The organism is Streptomyces poonensis (genome assembly GCF_014650915.1).
Taxonomy (GTDB): domain Bacteria; phylum Actinomycetota; class Actinomycetes; order Streptomycetales; family Streptomycetaceae; genus Streptomyces; species Streptomyces poonensis.
Map to the genome: position 1 here is coordinate 15,344 of NZ_BMVW01000009.1, position 15,740 is coordinate 31,083.

A 15,740-nucleotide genomic window follows, 5' to 3' on the forward strand; every position below is an offset into this window, starting at 1 on the left:
CGCGCTCACTCCTCCCCTGCGAGCAGGGCGGACGCCACCGCCGCCTGCCCGTAGCTGATGCCGCCGTCGTTGACCGGGACCGCACGGCCCGTCAGTACGCGCAGCTCCTGTGCGCGCAGCAGCCGGTGTACGTCGGTCAGCAGGCGCCGGTTCTGGAAGCAGCCGCCGCCCAGGCACACGGTGGGCGGGGCGCCCTCGGCCACCGCTCGCTCGACCAGTGCCGCCGTGACCTCGGCGAGGGTCGTGTGGAAGGCGGCGGCGAGACGGGACACCGGAGTACCTTCCATGAGGCCCTCGAGGAGGGCGGTGAGCGTCGTGGCGGGGTCGTACACCCACAGGCCGTCCGCCCGGACCAGCCGCCACGGCAGGGGACCGGCCCGCAGGTCGCCCGCCGCGCTCTCCAGGGCGACGGCTGCCTGACCCTCGTACGACACCGTGTCCGCGAGGCCGAGCAGGCTCGCCACGGCGTCGAAGAGGCGTCCGGCGCTGGAGGCCTGGGGGCAGTTCACCCGCCGCTCCACCAAGGTTCGGACCATTCGGGTCTCACGTGCGTCGAGGCGGTCCGTGAAGGGACGGGCGAGCGCGGGTGCGGGCCCCGGCAGGCCCAGTGGCTCCAACCCGTGGAGGTAGCCGAGTGCCATCCGCGTCGGATGGCGGACGGCGGCCTCCCCGCCGGGCAGCGGTGCCCGCGCGAAGCGGCCCACGCGGCGGTAGCCCGTCAGATCGGCGACGAGCACTTCGCCGCCCCACAGTGTGCCGTCGTCGCCGAGGCCGAGCCCGTCGTACGCGACACCGACGAATGGCTCGGTCAGGCCGTGTTCGGCGGCGACGGCGGCCACGTGCGCGTGATGGTGCTGGACGGGGATGCGGCGCTCGAAGGGCCCGGCGCGGGCCCACTGCGTGGACAGATAGCCGGGGTGGAGGTCGTGAGCGGCCACCCGCGGGGCGATCCCGGTCAGGTGGGTGAGGGTCGCGTAACAGGTCTCGAAGGTGTCGTACGTCGCCGCGTCCGCCAGGTCTCCCGTGTGCGCCCCGAGGTGGACCCGGCCGTGCTCGGCCAGGGCGAAGGTGTGCTTGAGCTGGGCACCGGCCCCCACCAGCGGGAGTATGGCGGAGGCCGGCAGCATGAGGGGTGCGGGGGCGTATCCGCGTGCCCGCCGCAGGACGAGCACTTCGCCGTGCACGGTGTGGACGACGGAGTCGTCGTAGCGGGCGCGGATGGGCCGGTCGTGGGTCAGATATCCGTCCGCGACCGCGTCGAGCGCCCGGCGGGCCTCGGCGTCGTCCGTGGCGATGGGCTCGTCGGCGAGATTGCCGCTGGTGACGATCAGCGGCCGGTCCAGCGCGCGCAGGAGGAGATGGTGCAGCCCGGTGGTGGGCAGGAAGAGCCCCACGCGACCGGTGCCCGGGTGCACCTGCCGGGCGAGCGGCCCCTCGCAGCGCCGTGCACACAGGAGGACGACGGGCCGCTGCGACGACGCCAGCACGGCCTCTTCCGTGCGGTTGACGTGCGCGAGCCGCCGTGCTGTTGCGAGGTCGCGCACCATGACGGCGAATGGCTTGGCGGGCCTGCGCTTACGCTGCCGCAGCGCGGCCACCGCCGCCGCATCGGTGGCGTCGCACACCAGTTGGTAGCCACCGAGCCCTTTCACCGCGACGATGCCGCCGCCCGCGATCGTCCGCACCGCCGCCGACAGCGCATCCTCCCGGGCCAGGTCGTCCCAGGCGAGCCGGGGACCGCACACCGGGCAGGCCAGCGGCTCGGCGTGGAAGCGCCGGTCGGTCGGGTCCGCGTACTCGGCCGCGCAGGCGGGACACAAGGGGAAGCGACGCATGGTGGTGCGCTCGCGGTCGTAGGGCAGGTCCTCGACGATGGTGGCCCGCGGGCCGCAGTCGGTGCAGTTGATGAACGGGTAGCGGTGGCGCCGGTCGGCCGGGTCGAACAGCTCGTCCAGACATGCGTCGCAGATGGCTGCGTCCGGCGGGACCTCGCGCGGTGTGGCGGATGGGTCGGCCTGGCTCGACACGACGGTGAAACCGGCGTGGACGGGCACCTTGTCGCCGGAATGGCCGTTCGCATCGGTCACGTCGGTCACGTCGGTGACGTCGGTGACGTCGACGCTGCGGACGGCGGCCAGCGGCGGCGCGTTCTCTCGGAGGCGCGTGATCAGCTCGTGCAGGGCATCGGGGTCGCCCGAGACGGTGAGTTCCACATGGCCGTTCACGTTACGGACCCACCCGTCGAGCCTCAGCTCGGTCGCCGTCCGGTGCACGTACGGCCGGAACCCGACGCCCTGGACGCGGCCGAAGACCTCGATGCGCTGAGTTCGCCGATCCCTCATGACCGCTCCTCGTACGCGACATGCCGTACGACGTCTTCCTCCACCGCGCGCACCAGCGCGTCCACGCGAGCCGCGACCGGAGCGGACAGACCTCTGCCCAGGGACCGGTCGGCGCCCTCGACGGCGTACACCACCAGTCGGCGCGGTAACCGGCCCAGGACCCGGGACAGTTCGACGGCCTCTCCCAGGCCCAGCGCATGGGAGCTCGCCGTTGCCGTCCCTTCCGGTCGCGGGCCGTCCGGCGGGCCGTCCAGCGGATCGCCGAGGGTGAGCCGGTGGACGCGGCCGGGGTGGGGCGGCTCGGCGTGCGCGGCATCGACCACGACCGCGAGCCCGGCGTTCTCCCACAGCGCCAACAGCCTCGCCGGGTCGCCGTCGCAGGTCGCCAGGACCGTGCCGGGCGGCAGCGGCCGGACGGCCGTGCGCTCCTCGAGGCGCGCTGTCACAGCCCGGCCCACGCCGTCGTCGTGACGGAACTCGTTCCCGACTCCGATGATCACGATCCGCAAGGCGCCGGTCATCTTCCCGCTCCATCGCTCGGGGGCCGACTGCTCACCCTGGGCTTCCGCGGGTGTGAGGCGGCAGAGGCCGAACGTCCCCGGCACGAAGGGCCGAACAGCCCCTCGTGCCGAGCCGACCCGGTGGTGACGGTGGAAGTAAACCGTACGGATCGCCCGACGACGAGGCGGTGGGAACGATGACGCTGGTACTGCCCTTGGTCGTGGGCGTCGACGGCTCGGACGGCTGCTTGCAGGCGGTCGACTGGGCGGTGGACGAGGCCGCTCGACGCCATCTTCCGCTACGGCTGGTTCATGCCTCCCTGTGGGAGCGATATGAAGGCATGGCACCGTCGTACCGTCTGGAACGCCCGTCCGAGCAGGTGATGGCCGAGCACATCGTCGCCTCCGGCGTGGAGCGTGCCCGGCGGCGCAATCCCGAGGTGAAGGTGTCCACCGACATCGTCCCCGCCGCCGCGGCGGACGCCCTCCTCGAGGCGGGCAACAACGCCACCGCCCTGGTCACCGGGTCACGGGGCCGAGGCGAGCTGAAGGGACTGCTGCTCGGCTCCGTCGGCCTGGCCGTCGCGGCCCGCGCGCACTGCCCGGTGATCGTGGTCCGCGGCGACGCGGCCGGCCTGGCCGGCCGCCACGAGCGGATCCTCCTCGGCGCCGGGGAGCCGGCCACAGGTGGGGACGCGACGCGGTTCGCCTTCCGTGAAGCCGAAGTCCGTGGGTGCGTCCTCGACGTGGTCCGGGCCTGGCGCTGCCCCGCGTACGAGACGGCCGCGGACGTTCCCGCGCTCGCCGAGGGACCGGCCCGGTACCACGAGGAGCAGGCCCGCACCCAGCTGGACGAGCTGCTCCGCGGAGCGGTGACCGATCACCCCGGCGTGCGGGTGAGCCGTACGACGGTTGAGGGGCCGGCCCGCAAGGTGCTGGTGCATCGTTCGGCCGCCGCCGACCTCGTGATCGTCGGGGCGCGGCGCCGGCACGGCCACGTAGGGCTCCAGCTCGGCCGGGTCGCCCACACGCTCCTGCACCACGCCGAGTGTCCCGTGGCCGTCGTCCCCCAGCGTGTGTGACAGTGAGTGCGGGGAACGCGGCCGCACGGCAGGAAGCCACTGACCATCCACGCGCCGGGCCCCGACGGAGGAGACCGCCTGGTGACGGACCTGACCTGGGAGTACGACGGGTACCGTCCCGCGGAGGAGCGGCTGCGGGAGTCGCTGTGCACGCTGGGCAACGGCCGGTTCGCCACCCGCGGGGCCCTTCCCGAGTGCGCCGCGGACGATGTGCACTACCCGGGTACGTACGTGGCCGGCTGCTACAACCGGCTCACCTCCGAGGTGGCGGGCCGCCAGGTCGAGAACGAGGACATGGTCAACCTCCCCAACTGGCTGCCCCTGCGCTTCCGCCTCGCGGGCGGGGAGTGGCTCACGCCGGAGACGGCGACCGTCCTCGATCACCGTCAGACCCTTCATGTGGACGTGGGACTGCTGGAGCGCCGGACCCGGTACGCGCTCGGTGGGGGTCTGGTGTTGTCCGTGCGCCAGCAGCGTCTCGTTCACATGGCCGACCCCAACCTGGCCGCCCTGCGTACCGAATTCACGGCCGAGAACTTCGCGGGCGAGCTGGAGGTCGAGGCCGCGCTGGACGGAGGCGTCACCAACGCCGGGGTGCCGCGCTATCGCGAGCTGGACGGCCGCCACCTCACCCATGTGCACACGGGGACCGCCGTGCCCGGCACGGTGTGGCTGCGCTGCCGGACCCGCACCTCGGACATCAGGGTCGGGATGGCCGCCCGGTTGACGGCCCGGGCAGCGGTCACACATGTGCAGGAACTCGCGCGCGCCGTCCAGTTTGTCACGCTTTCCTTGACCCCGGGCCGGTCCGCCACCGTCGACAAGACCGTGGCCCTGCACACCTCGCGCGACCCGGCGATCGGTGATCCCCTGCAGGCCGCCGTGGACCGGATCGACGCTGCGCCCGGCTTCGACGAGTTGCTGGCCTCGCACCGGACGGCCTGGAACCAGTTGTGGCGCCGGGCCGAGCTGGACGTGCCCGGGGAAGCGGGCGGCATCCTGCGGCTGCACCTCTTCCACGTACTGCAGACCCTCTCCCCGCACACCGCCGACCTGGACGTGGGCGTGCCGGCCCGGGGACTGCACGGCGAGGCCTACCGCGGCCACGTCTTCTGGGACGAGCTGTTCGTCCTGCCCTACCTCAACCTGCACTTCCCCGAGGTGTCCCGAGCACTGCTCCACTACCGGCACCGCCGCCTGGGCCGGGCCCGCACCGCGGCACGGCACGCGGGCCGCCGGGGGGCGATGTACCCGTGGCAGAGCGGCAGCGACGGGCGCGAGGAGACCCAGCGGCTGCACCTCAACCCGAGCTCGGGCCGCTGGCTGCCCGATCACTCCCATCTCCAGCACCACGTCGGGTCGGCGATCGCGTACAACGTGTGGCAGTACTGCGAGGCGAGCGGCGACACCGAGTTCCTGCACACCAAGGGTGCCGAGACGCTGCTGGAGATCGCCCGCTTCTGGGCGGACTCGGCCACCTGGGACGAGCAGCGGGGACGGCACCGCATCCGGGGAGTCGTCGGCCCGGACGAGTACCACGACGCCTATCCGGACGCGGACCGGCCCGGCCTGGACGACAACGCGTACACCAACGTCACCGCCGCCTGGGTGCTCTGCCGCACCCGGGAGCTGCTGGACGCCCTGCCCGAGCCCCGCCGCCGCGAACTCGCCGAGCGCACCGGCCTCGACAACGCCGAGCTCGACCGGTGGGACGCCGTCTCCCGCACCCTGTACGTGCCCTTCCACTCCGGCGTGATCAGCCAGTTCGAGGGCTACGGCGACCTGGCCGAACTCGACTGGGACGGCTACCGGAAGAAGTACGGGAACATCCGGCGCCTGGACCGGATCCTGGAGGCCGAGGGCGACACTCCCAACCGCTACCGGGCGTCCAAGCAGGCCGACGTCCTGATGCTCGGTTACCTCTTCGCACCGGCCGAACTCCGCGGACTGCTCGGCCGGCTGGGCTACCGGCTGGACGAGGAGACCTGGCAGCGCACCGTCGACCACTACCTGGCCCGCACCAGCCACGGCTCCACCCTCAGCGGCCTGGTCCACGGCTGGGTCCTGGCCCGGGCCCGGCGCGCCGAGGCCTGGAAGTTCTGCCAGGAGGCACTGCGCGGCGACATCGCCGACGTACAGGGCGGCACCACCGGCGAGGGCATCCACCTGGGCGCCATGGCCGGCACCCTCGACCTGGTCCAGCGCGGGCTGACCGGCCTGGAGACCAGGCACGGCGCGCTCTGGCTCGACCCCGTGCCCCTGCCCGAGCTGTCCTCGTACCAGGTCTTCCTGCGCTACCAGGGGCACTGGGGGGTACGGCTGCGGCTGGAGCGCGGCCGACTGGAGATCACCGTGCCGGCGTCCGACCGCTCCCCGATCGACATCCGACTGCCCGACCGTGCGGTCAGCGTCCAGCCGGGGGAGACCTGCCACCTGGTACTCCCGGAGTGAGAGTGAAGAGCGCTTCCGGCCGAGTCAATGATTCACCATGCGCGTCCCTTCATTCGCCCCTTTGGCCAGGTGCGCCGGGACAAGGGTGGTCCGCTGTCCGCAGTCGGTGCGGAGCGCGCCGCGGAACGGCCGGAGGACTGTCATGGGGCCTGTCGAAATCAACGGACTGCCCGCGCACGTACCGCTGGCGCACGCGGTGGTGGTCCGGCTGCCGCTGACCTGCCTGCTGCTGGTCGCGGGTGCTGCCTGACCGGCCTGGCTTCGGCGGATGGGGCTCGCCCTGCCCGTCCTGGGGGTCGTGGACCTGGTGCTGGTGCCGTTGACCACACACGCCGGGGAATGGCCGGAGCCACGTGTCCCCAGGAACCCGCTGGTCGAACGTCACACCGGACTGGGCGACTCCCTGCTGCCGTGGGCGGCAGCCGTACTTCTGGTGGCCGTGCTGTTGTGGCGGACAGCCCGGCGCACGCGCCTGCCGCAGGGCGAGAACACCGGCAGGGTACCGGCAGCGGTGCTGTCTGTTCACCTTCTCCCGAGGCCCCTGAGTACGGCCTTGCTCCGGAGCCGCCCGAAGCCTGATGTGCGACCGTGGCGCCGCATCTCGCACGTCACCGCGCGAAGCATGGGCCGGCCGGCCCTCGGAGTGGGCCTGGTGGCCTCTCCCCGTCCGCCGCTCGCGGCGCGATGCTGGTCCTGGCAGGTGAACCCGACGATGGGGGTGCGCGCCATGATGTCGCCCGTTGCCGCAGGGGTCGACGGATCCGCCGAGAGCCTGGCCGCCGCCGCGTGGGCGGCCCGCGAGGCCGTGCGCCGCGAGTGGCCGTTGATGCTGGTGCACGCGGTGAACTGGCATCCTCGTGAAGAGAATGACGAAGTGGCATACGCCATGCGGCAGAACGTCGCGCGACGAGTTCTGCGGCAGGCGGAAGCGCGGGTCCGGACAGCGGCCCCTGGCGTTCAGCCGGTCCTGGCGCAGGTCGAGGGGCCGGCGACCACGGCCCTGGTGGAGGTGGCCGAGCGGTCCGAACTGCTGGTGCTGGGCTCGCGCGGGCTGACCGGCTTCGCCGGGTTCCTCGTCGGCTCGGTGGCCCGCGGCGTGGTGGCGGGGGCCAGGCGTCCCGTCGTCCTCGTGCGGGCGGAGGAGGACGAGGCGGACGAACACCTTCCGGCGGGTGACGGAAGTGCCTCCACCCGCACCGGCTACCGGGACGTGGTGCTCGGCCTCGACGTCGGCGATCCGTGCGATGACGTCATGGAGTTCGCCTTCGAGGCGGCACGGCTCCGACGCGCGAGGCTGCGGGCCGTGCACGCCTACCACGCACCGGGCCCGCTCGGCCTGGGAGCCGGTGACATCGCGTTGATCGACGAGCCCCGGCGGGCGGAGGAGTGGCAGGGCTTCCTGTCCGCGGTTCTCCAGCCATGGAGCGACAAATACCCCGAGGTGCAGACCCTGGCGACCGCGGTGGAGGACAAGGCGTCGAACGCGCTGCTGCGGGCCGCGACCGGAGCGAGCCTGCTCGTCGTCGGCCGACGCCTGGCCGAACGACCCGTCCGCGCGCGTACGGGGCCCGTCACGCACGCCGCACTCCTGCACGCCGACTGCCCCGTGGCCGTCGTACCGCATGAGTGAGGGACGCGACCGGAACGCGCCTCTCACCGATACCACCGGGACGACCAGGAGACCGGGCACAGAAGGACAGCGGCGACGGAGGTGAGAGCCATGACGAGGCCGATGGTGGCCGGGCTGGACGGTTCCCGCGAGAGCATCGCGGCAGCCGACTGGGCGGCCAGGGAAGCCCTGCGCCGGGACCTGCCGCTCCGTCTGGTCCACGCCTGGGAGGGCCTGCCCGACGACGACACCGATGCGACCCTGCCCGAGGTGCGCGCGCCGCAGTACCACGCACGCCGGGTGCTGCGCGCCGCGGTCGAGCGGCTGGGCGAACGGTATCCGCAGTTGTACGTGGCCGCCGAGCAGCTGCGCATGCAGCCCGGCCCCGCGCTGCTCGCCGCCGCGGAGAACGCCGAGATGCTGGTCATCGGCAGCCAGGGCTTCGGCGGCGTCGGCGGGTTCCTGGCGGGTTCGGTGGCGACGGCCACCGCGGCTCATGTCCAGCGGCCGCTGGTCCTCGTACGGGCCGGTGACACGCCGGAGAGCGAACACCTGCCGGACGGCTCCGGGCGGCCGTCGGCCCGTACCCGCTGCCGTGACGTCGCCGTCGCCCTCGACACCGGCGCACCCTGCGACGAGGTCCTGGACTTCGCCTTCCGCGCCGCCGCACTGCGCCGGGCACCGCTGCGGGCCGTGCACGCCTGGCACGTGCCGCTCACCGAAGGCCTCCCGGACGCCGAGGAGCGCGCGCTCTTCAGGCAGAAGGTGGAACGGGAACTGACGGCCTTGCTCCAGCCGTGGCGCGCGAAGTACCCCGAGGTGTACGTGTGCGCGACGCTCCACGAGGGACGACCGGCCCACGTCCTCGTACGGGCCGCGAGCGGAGCGGGCCTGCTGGTGCTGGGCCGCCGCAGGCGCCGCGCCGCGGTGGGCTCGCACACCGGCCCGGTGGCGCACGCGCTGATCCATCACGTGAACAGCCCGGTCGCGCTGGTCCCGCACGACTGACCGCGACGGGGGCCGCACGCGCCCTCCGCCGATCACCGCCAGCCGAGGGAATGATCCGCGATGATGTACTGGAACGGGAACAACATGAGTGGCTGGGGCTGGTTCGCCATGTCGCTCGGCACGGTCCTCTTCTGGGCCCTTCTGATCGCCGCCGCCGTCGTGCTCTTCCGCGCCCTGAACCGCGGCCACGCGGACACGCACACGGGCGTCACTCCCAGCACTCCCGAGCACGTGCTCGCCGAGAGGTTCGCCCGCGGGGACATCGACGAGGAGGAGTACCGGCGGCGGCTGGACGTCCTGCGAAAGGGCCCGTAGGTCTGCACCGGGCCATCCGCACCGGTCTGTTCTGCGTGACGGCACCGTACGTCCGTCACGCGGTACTGCGCCCAGCGGGACGGCCCGTGCATACCTCCGTACCGTCGCCGTGGTGCGTGTCACCGTCACCGACGCCGGGTCACGCACGAGGGCGTGTGCGCGGCACTGAGCCGCGTCTTGGCCGCCGTCGGCGTCTCGTCCGACGGCCCGTTGCTGCGCCATGTGCTGCTCCCGCGGGTCGGCGGCCGGGCTGCTGACCTGTACGGCGAGGCGCTGACAGGAGTGACCGAGGCGGCCCTGACCGACCTCGACGGTGTACCCAGGTCATAGCGGTGACTGATGCGCGCCAAGCGGTGTGAGGTACCCCAAGGCGAGGGTGCTGACAGGGGCAATGATCGTCGCCGGAAGGCCATCAGCGTTGCTGCCGACGGCTCGCGGTCGCGGGCCGGACGGCAGAACACCGACTGCGTATGCCGGATGTCGACAGACCATGAGGTGGCGTAGGCAAGTCAGTCACTGAGCGGCCGCATCAGGGCGCAACACGACAGATCTCACCTTGTGGTGCTGACTGCGCCGGTGACCATAGCCCTCAGGCTTGTCCGCCCACTGAATCGGAATACGCTTGCGGTTGTGAGCCCAGGCCCTGTGCGTGTGTTTCGGCAGGCGTCGGGAGGGATGATTCGGTATTCCGGCCTGGCGACATCGGCTGGTGTATTTGTTCGGTGCCACCCTCTGGACCGCAGGCAGCGACACTGTACCGACCGTTCCCGCGACCGAGCGACCGAGCGACCGAGCGACCAGCGGGGAAGCGGGGGAGGGGGCGGCTGCCGCGAGATTTCAGCGGGGCGACGCCAGGAGGGGGCGGCCACATGAGTCGACATCCCGAGCACGCGGCGTCGAGCAGCGTGCCTGTACCCCTGGAGGACGTCCGTCCCTTCGGGGAGGCGCTCGTGGTGGGTGCCGGTATTGCCGGCCTGCTCGCCGCTCGCGCTTTGTCGGACAGCTTCCAGCATGTCACGATCCTGGAACGCGATGCTCTCGACACGGCCCACGCCCACCGCTCCGGTGTCCCGCAGGCGCACCACGTCCACGTGCTGACCGCCCGTGGCGGCCAGTTGCTCGACGAGATGTTCCCCGGTTTCCGCGACGAGTTGCAAGGTGCCGGGGCGCCCACATTCGACTTCGGCGAGAAGGTCTCCATGCTTTTCGCCGACGGCTGGGCACCGCAACTGGGCACGACCGGCTTGCGCGTGCAGTCGTTCACCCGCCCTCTCTTCGAGTCCCGCCTGCGACGCCGGGTTGTCGCGCTCCCGGGCGTCGGTCTGCAGGACAAGTGCCAGGTCGTGGGGCTGGACACGGTCCAGGGCCGGGTGACCGGCGTCGTCACCCGCGGCAGGGAAGCAGACTCCCTCGTCGTGCTGAAGGCCGACCTGGTCGTCGTGGCCGGCGGCCGTTCCGCGCATCTGCCCGCCTGGCTGGCCGACATCGGGCTGCCGCACCCCCGTGAAACGGTGCTCGACGCGCGCGTAGGCTATGCGTCCCGCCTGTACGACAACCCCACCGACCGGTGGCCCGACTGGGTGGCCATGGCCGAGTTCCTTCAGGCTCCGTCGATCCGCCGGGGCTGCTTCGCCACCCGTGTGGAGGACGGGCGCCTCCTCGTCACCCTGCAGGGCATCGAGGACGACCGTCCACCGCGCGGCGATGCGGACTTCAGGAACTTCGTCGGGTCTCTTCGCGTCCCCCTCGCACCTGTACTGCAAGCGATGCGCCCGATCACCTCGCCCCGGCCATACGCGCTCACCGGCAACCGGCGCCTGGCCTACCACCGTCTGCCGCGGTGGCCGGACGGACTGGTCGTTGTCGGTGACGCGGTCTGTGCCTTCAACCCCGTCTACGGACAGGGCATGACCGTAGCCGCACTGGAAGCCGTGCTGCTCCGGGATGTCATCGCCGCCCAGGCGGGTCGTACGACCCTGTCACCGGGAACGACGCGTCGGTTCCAGCGGAGACTGGCCCGGATGACCTTGATGCCGTGGCTGCTGGCGACCTCCACCGACTGGGGCTGGCAACGGCACGAGCGCACACCACCGTTGCCGCTCAGAGCAGGGCTGTGGTACCTGCGCAGCTTGCTGCGCGTCGTGCCCGCGGAGCCGGAGGTCTACAGGAAGTTCATCCGTGTGCTCAACATGCTGTCACCGCCCACGGCTCTGACCCACCCATGGGTGGTCGGGAAAGTCGTCCTCGGTCGCCGTCCGCGTCGACACACTGTAAACGTCAAGGGTTGAAGTGCTGACCTCCGGTTGGCGGCAGCGCTGCGGCGGTTCGTGAGGCCAGTAGCAACAGGACTTCGTCACTGATCGTCTCGCGATGTGAATGGTGGGTCAGCGCAGGTGCAGCTCCCGTCAGGCAGCTGTCGATCAGGTCAAAGCGGTATTGGATGGGCCGCAGGTTCCGGCGCAGAGTGCCTTCGGACCCGGAAACTCCGACAGAGGACTTCAGGGCATCCGTATTGCCAGGACGTCGTAGGCGGGTGGTCCATCGGGCAGGCGCAGTCGGCCGATGCCCGCCCAGCCCCAGGCCCGGTAGGCGGCGTGAGCGATCCTGTTGTCAGGAGGTACCAGCGCGGTCGCCAGTTTCAAGCCGCTCCTGTTGAGCAACGTGGTCAGCAAGCGGCCAGCGATACCCAGCCGTCGGTAGGCCGGCAGCACCATGAGCTCCAGAACGGCGAAAGCCTGTCCTTGCGCGGTGAGGTTGTCTATCGTGCCCGGAAGATCACCGACGAAGTGGCGCCAGAAAGTTCCTGGCCGGTCGAGCGGGGCTCCGTACGCCATGCCGACAGTTTCCCTGCTCTCGGCCACTACCAGGTCGAAGCCGACCAGCCTCATATGCTCGGTCAGCCGACCTAGGAAGTGCTGGTAGTCGTCGTATGCGGTGCCACGTTGGCACGAATTGGCGGTCAGGTAGAGGTTCGCCAGATCCTCCCGATGCAGGTCCGCCTGCCAACGGGTCATCCGGCGCAGGAAGACCGGGGGCGGAGCGGGGACCCTGGCCGAGGCGTCCCAGGGGTACAACACGTTGTCCGGTGTGACTACAGGCTCGTCGCCCATATTGCCAGGGGACACTACGGGCACGAGATCCGATACGGGAGCGAGGTCGGACTCGGACTGAGACGCGTTCTCATGGTTGGGAGCACTGCTCATTGCGGCCTCATCTCGTCGCGCTTTGGGCGTGCTTACCCCAGGTGATCCGGTGTCATCCCTTTTGGGATCCCGTCTTCCTTTACACACGCCCCTTGGCTGTGCGTTGCACCTTCAAACGTGGCCCAACGTATCGCCGGCATATCCGTTCGGCCTATCCCAACTTCCTGGGGTTGTCCCTACCATTTCGGCATGGAGAAACGCCTGGACCACCCTCAGCTTCCGGGCCGCGCGCGATCGCTCGTCGCGCGCCGACGGCTGCTCACCGAGGCTTTCGAGCGCAGGACGGGTGCTCTGGACAGATCTGAGGACTTCCGGTCGCTAGACATTCTGGACGCCGCTGCACAGTGCCTTATCACAGCAGTACCGGCAGATGTCTGGTGTGCGGTGCTATTGGACCCGGCAACCATGCTGGATACCGGAGGGCAGCACGAGCACGGGTTCTCCGAACGCGTCATGCCGCGTTTGTTCGAAATTGAACACGCGGAGCAGGCCGGTGCGGACAATATCCGTGCCCTCGCACGCCGCTCTGCTCCTGCCAGCCTGCTGAGCCGGACCATGGAAGGGCAGATCGATTCAAGCGTTTACTATCAGGATGTATTGCGCCCTGAAGGGCTCACTGATGAGCTGCGGGTACTGCTTCGCGACGGCCGCCGCACTCGAGGGCTGCTCGTCCTCTGTCGTGCCCGCGGCTCCGCGCCGTTCACGTCGGCGGATGTGGGGCTGGCCGCAGCACTCAGTGTTCCGGCTGCCCGGTCGCTGCGCAGCTCGTTCCTGCTCGCAGGCATAGACCGGGCTGATGTGCCGGACGCTCCAGGCCTGGTGATCCTTGATGAAGACTGCCGGCTTCGTTACGTCAGTCCAACGGCTGACTACTGGCTCGGCACCATTCAGGAGCGCCACGGCGCCTCTGCCCGGACTTTACCGCTGGCCGTGTGCGCTATCGCGGCAGGGGTTCGCGGTGTGCCCTCCGGACATCAGATCACTTCGCGCCTTCACAGCAGTACGGGATGCTGGCTGACATGCCATGCCTGGCATACGGGAACGCACTGTGACACAGCACAGCGGAACAACAAAACCCCGCAGGACGAACCGCTGACCTACATCTCGATCGGCCCCTCCCACCCCGGAGAACTCACTGCCATCGTCCTGGACGCATACGGGCTGACCGTACGGGAACGACAGATCGCCCAGCTGGTCCTCATCGGGCGCTCCACTTCTCAGGTGGCGGCAGCGCTGCACATTTCCTCCTACACGGTGCAGGACCACTTGAGGAAGATATTCGATAAGGCCGGCGTGCGTAGCCGTCGAGAGTTCACCGGCGAACTGTTCCTTCGTCACTACCTTCCGTACCTCGCGGAACCACCGCTGAGCACAGATGGCCGGATGCGCCCCACCCCCTGATGACGGGGCAATAGTGAAGAACCGAGAACTGCGAGGTCGGTGGCGACGAAGCATGGTCAAGGGCGCATTGACGTTACAGTAGACGAGTACTGCGAGGTTAGTCCACACGCGGCATTTCTCCACTGCAACTGCCAGCTATCCTAAGGGCTCGCAGAGAATCAAACTGTTACTTCTCGTGATCTGATTCGGCTCGTTGTTGTGCTATGAGCGTCTCTGATGAGGTCCGTGGTCAACTCGCCGCTGAGTTCACGGTGTTGTTCCCGCATATCGACGAGCGGCAGCGGCGGCGGATGATGGGGCCGAGGCCCGGAACCTGGGCACGGTGGTATCCGGGCGGTCGCACGGGCGGCCCAGGTCAGGGAAACCACGATCCGCAAGGGCGTGGACAAGTTGCAGGTCGGCGAGGGACCTCTGGACCGGGTACGCAGGTGCTCCGATTGGTTGGTCCCCTTCCGGATGGCCCTCAAGGCGCGAGGCGCTGCGCGGGCTTGGCCCAGTACCAACGGGGTGCTGTAGCGGGTGCGGACAGGTGTGCAGTGGCGGGACCTGCCGGAGCGGTTCGGGCCGTGGGAGACGGTCTGCAAGCGGCACCGCCGCTGGTCAGCGGACGGGACGTGGAAGATGCTGCTGTCGAAGATCCAGGCCGCCGAGGACGCGGCGGGCCGGGTCGACTGGGACGTGTCGGTGGACTCCACCGCGGTGAGAGCTCACCAGCACGCCGTCGGCGCGAGGCAAGCACCGCCCGCCGCGCTTCCTCAAAAACGGGGTCGGCCGGGGGGACGAACCAGACCGATCCGATACTTCGGCCGCTGGCCGGCCGGCTGGCGGAGGTGGTCAGCTCGGCGAGTGCCTGGGATGCTCCCGCGGCGGCTTCACCACCAAAATCCATTTCGCCGCCGACGGACGGTGCCGACCACTCGCCCTCCTCCTGACCCCTGGACACTACGGTGACGGCCCCCAGCTCGAGCACGTACTGGCGCAGATCTGCGTGCCCCGCACCGGAGTGGGACGGCCGCGCACCCGACCTGACCATGTCCTGGCCGACAAGGCCTACAGGTCCCGGAACAATCGCCGCTACCTGCGACGAGGCGGCATCGGCCACACCATCACCGAACGAGTCGACCAGCGCAGACACCGGCTGAACCGAGGCTTCCGAGGCGGGCGGCCCACCGGTTTCGACAGCGGCGGCGTGCGGCGGCGGCCGTGCCGGACGACCCCAGGGTCAGCAGTCCGCCGACCGCCGTGGCCGCACCCATGGACTTCAGTAAGTGGCGACGACCGGCACCCATCGGGGGCAGGGACTGTTGGCGGGCTTGATCAAGAACGTGGCACACAGGCGGGTCTCTCCAAGGAACGGGTCTCTCCAAGAAATGTGAACTGCTGCACATCCGGGTGTTGTCGGTGATCGTCAGACCTCGGGCAGCGGCGAGACGGCATGAGCCGGTGGGGCGTCGCCGGCGGCAGGCCGCGGCGCGGAGCCGTGCCGCCGCTGGTGCATCAGCAGCCCGAGGAACCCGGCGAGGAAGCCGCTGATCAGCCCGGACACGGCGTGGTTGGCGGCGTTCGCCCCGGCGCCGGCAGGAACACCGACCACCAGGTAGTTGACCAGGGCGCTCATCACCGCGCCGATGACACCCCCGATCGCGCCGCTGATGACCGACGCGCGCACGCGAGGGGGCGACCCGGGGAGGTGCGTTTGCCTCCGAACCCCCTTCACCTAGGCCTGATGGACCGTCAGAGAAGTCGGCATTCGGTCGGCATGAGTCCTGAGAGACCCGGGGAAAGCTGCTCGAACATGCGACTGGTCGTAAGGTGTGGAAACAGCCCTT

General features: G+C 70.3%; 12 protein-coding genes and 2 pseudogenes. 10 read left to right on the forward strand and 4 right to left on the reverse strand.

Annotated elements, in window-relative coordinates; all coding sequences use genetic code 11:
* Window positions 1-5: 5 nt before the first annotated feature.
* Together hypF and IE242_RS21870 are read right to left on the reverse strand one after the other, a co-directional pair.
* Entirely contained in the window at window positions 6-2,342 is a 2,337-nt protein-coding gene (gene hypF / locus IE242_RS21865) for a carbamoyltransferase HypF (RefSeq protein ID WP_189861865.1), read from the reverse strand.
* Window positions 2,339-2,863 (reverse strand): hydrogenase maturation protease, encoded by a 525-nt coding sequence (locus IE242_RS21870; RefSeq protein WP_189861867.1) that lies wholly within the window; start codon window positions 2,861-2,863, stop codon window positions 2,339-2,341. The genes hypF and IE242_RS21870 overlap by 4 nt, the downstream gene beginning before the upstream one ends.
* Before the next feature lie 176 nt (window positions 2,864-3,039).
* On the opposite strand from IE242_RS21870, the gene IE242_RS21875 reads away from it, so the two are divergent.
* The 7 genes from IE242_RS21875 to IE242_RS21905 all read left to right on the forward strand — a co-directional run bounded on the left by IE242_RS21875 (window position 3,040) and on the right by IE242_RS21905 (window position 11,595).
* The gene (locus IE242_RS21875; RefSeq protein ID WP_189861868.1) at window positions 3,040-3,924 is read left to right on the forward strand and encodes a universal stress protein; all 885 of its coding nucleotides are present in this window, start codon (window positions 3,040-3,042) and stop codon (window positions 3,922-3,924) included.
* Between the two features lie 81 nt (window positions 3,925-4,005).
* A complete protein-coding gene (locus IE242_RS21880; protein WP_189861869.1) occupies window positions 4,006-6,375 on the forward strand; it encodes a glycoside hydrolase family 65 protein in 2,370 nt (789 codons plus the stop codon).
* A gap of 727 nt (window positions 6,376-7,102) precedes the next feature.
* The gene (locus IE242_RS21885; RefSeq protein ID WP_189861870.1) at window positions 7,103-8,005 is read left to right on the forward strand and encodes a universal stress protein; all 903 of its coding nucleotides are present in this window, start codon (window positions 7,103-7,105) and stop codon (window positions 8,003-8,005) included.
* Window positions 8,006-8,095: 90 nt separating this feature from the next.
* Window positions 8,096-8,992, forward strand: coding sequence for a universal stress protein (locus IE242_RS21890; protein WP_189861871.1), 897 nt, complete (start codon window positions 8,096-8,098; stop codon window positions 8,990-8,992).
* Window positions 8,993-9,052: 60 nt separating this feature from the next.
* Window positions 9,053-9,307 (forward strand): SHOCT domain-containing protein, encoded by a 255-nt coding sequence (locus IE242_RS21895; RefSeq protein ID WP_189861872.1) that lies wholly within the window; start codon window positions 9,053-9,055, stop codon window positions 9,305-9,307.
* Window positions 9,308-9,484: 177 nt separating this feature from the next.
* Complete coding sequence (locus IE242_RS21900) at window positions 9,485-9,637, forward strand: hypothetical protein (protein WP_189861873.1); 153 nt, start codon at window positions 9,485-9,487, stop codon at window positions 9,635-9,637.
* A gap of 539 nt (window positions 9,638-10,176) precedes the next feature.
* Window positions 10,177-11,595: an NAD(P)/FAD-dependent oxidoreductase gene (locus tag IE242_RS21905; protein ID WP_189861874.1), complete on the forward strand. Its 1,419-nt coding sequence runs from the start codon at window positions 10,177-10,179 to the stop codon at window positions 11,593-11,595.
* Window positions 11,596-11,805: 210 nt separating this feature from the next.
* Here the strand turns inward: IE242_RS21905 and IE242_RS21910 are convergent, their stop codons facing one another.
* Entirely contained in the window at window positions 11,806-12,321 is a 516-nt protein-coding gene (locus IE242_RS21910) for a GNAT family N-acetyltransferase (protein WP_189861876.1), read from the reverse strand.
* 378 nt (window positions 12,322-12,699) lie between these two features.
* On the opposite strand from IE242_RS21910, the gene IE242_RS21915 reads away from it, so the two are divergent.
* The 3 genes and pseudogenes from IE242_RS21915 to IE242_RS37850 all read left to right on the forward strand — a co-directional run.
* Window positions 12,700-13,911: a helix-turn-helix domain-containing protein gene (locus tag IE242_RS21915; protein WP_189861878.1), complete on the forward strand. Its 1,212-nt coding sequence runs from the start codon at window positions 12,700-12,702 to the stop codon at window positions 13,909-13,911.
* Window positions 13,912-14,114: 203 nt separating this feature from the next.
* Window positions 14,115-14,340, forward strand: a pseudogene (locus IE242_RS37845) (ISAzo13 family transposase); the annotation flags it as partial.
* A gap of 87 nt (window positions 14,341-14,427) precedes the next feature.
* Window positions 14,428-15,112, forward strand: a pseudogene (locus tag IE242_RS37850) (IS5 family transposase); the annotation flags it as partial.
* A gap of 207 nt (window positions 15,113-15,319) precedes the next feature.
* On the opposite strand, the gene IE242_RS21930 reads toward IE242_RS37850, so the two are convergent.
* Complete coding sequence (locus tag IE242_RS21930) at window positions 15,320-15,580, reverse strand: hypothetical protein (RefSeq protein WP_189861881.1); 261 nt, start codon at window positions 15,578-15,580, stop codon at window positions 15,320-15,322.
* Window positions 15,581-15,740: the final 160 nt, after the last annotated feature.

Excerpts from the sequence above, each read along its gene's own strand:
- hypF (WP_189861865.1), bottom strand. The coding sequence starts at position 2,342 with ATGAGGGATCGGCGAACTCAGCGCATCGAGGTCTTCGGCCGCGTCCAG.
- IE242_RS21885 (WP_189861870.1), top strand. The coding sequence starts at position 7,103 with ATGATGTCGCCCGTTGCCGCAGGGGTCGACGGATCCGCCGAGAGCCTG.
- IE242_RS21890 (WP_189861871.1), top strand. The coding sequence starts at position 8,096 with ATGACGAGGCCGATGGTGGCCGGGCTGGACGGTTCCCGCGAGAGCATC.
- IE242_RS21915 (WP_189861878.1), top strand. The coding sequence starts at position 12,700 with ATGGAGAAACGCCTGGACCACCCTCAGCTTCCGGGCCGCGCGCGATCG.
- IE242_RS21870 (WP_189861867.1), bottom strand. The coding sequence starts at position 2,863 with ATGACCGGCGCCTTGCGGATCGTGATCATCGGAGTCGGGAACGAGTTC.
- IE242_RS21895 (WP_189861872.1), top strand. The coding sequence starts at position 9,053 with ATGATGTACTGGAACGGGAACAACATGAGTGGCTGGGGCTGGTTCGCC.
- IE242_RS21905 (WP_189861874.1), top strand. The coding sequence starts at position 10,177 with ATGAGTCGACATCCCGAGCACGCGGCGTCGAGCAGCGTGCCTGTACCC.
- IE242_RS21910 (WP_189861876.1), bottom strand. The coding sequence starts at position 12,321 with ATGACCCGTTGGCAGGCGGACCTGCATCGGGAGGATCTGGCGAACCTC.
- IE242_RS21875 (WP_189861868.1), top strand. The coding sequence starts at position 3,040 with ATGACGCTGGTACTGCCCTTGGTCGTGGGCGTCGACGGCTCGGACGGC.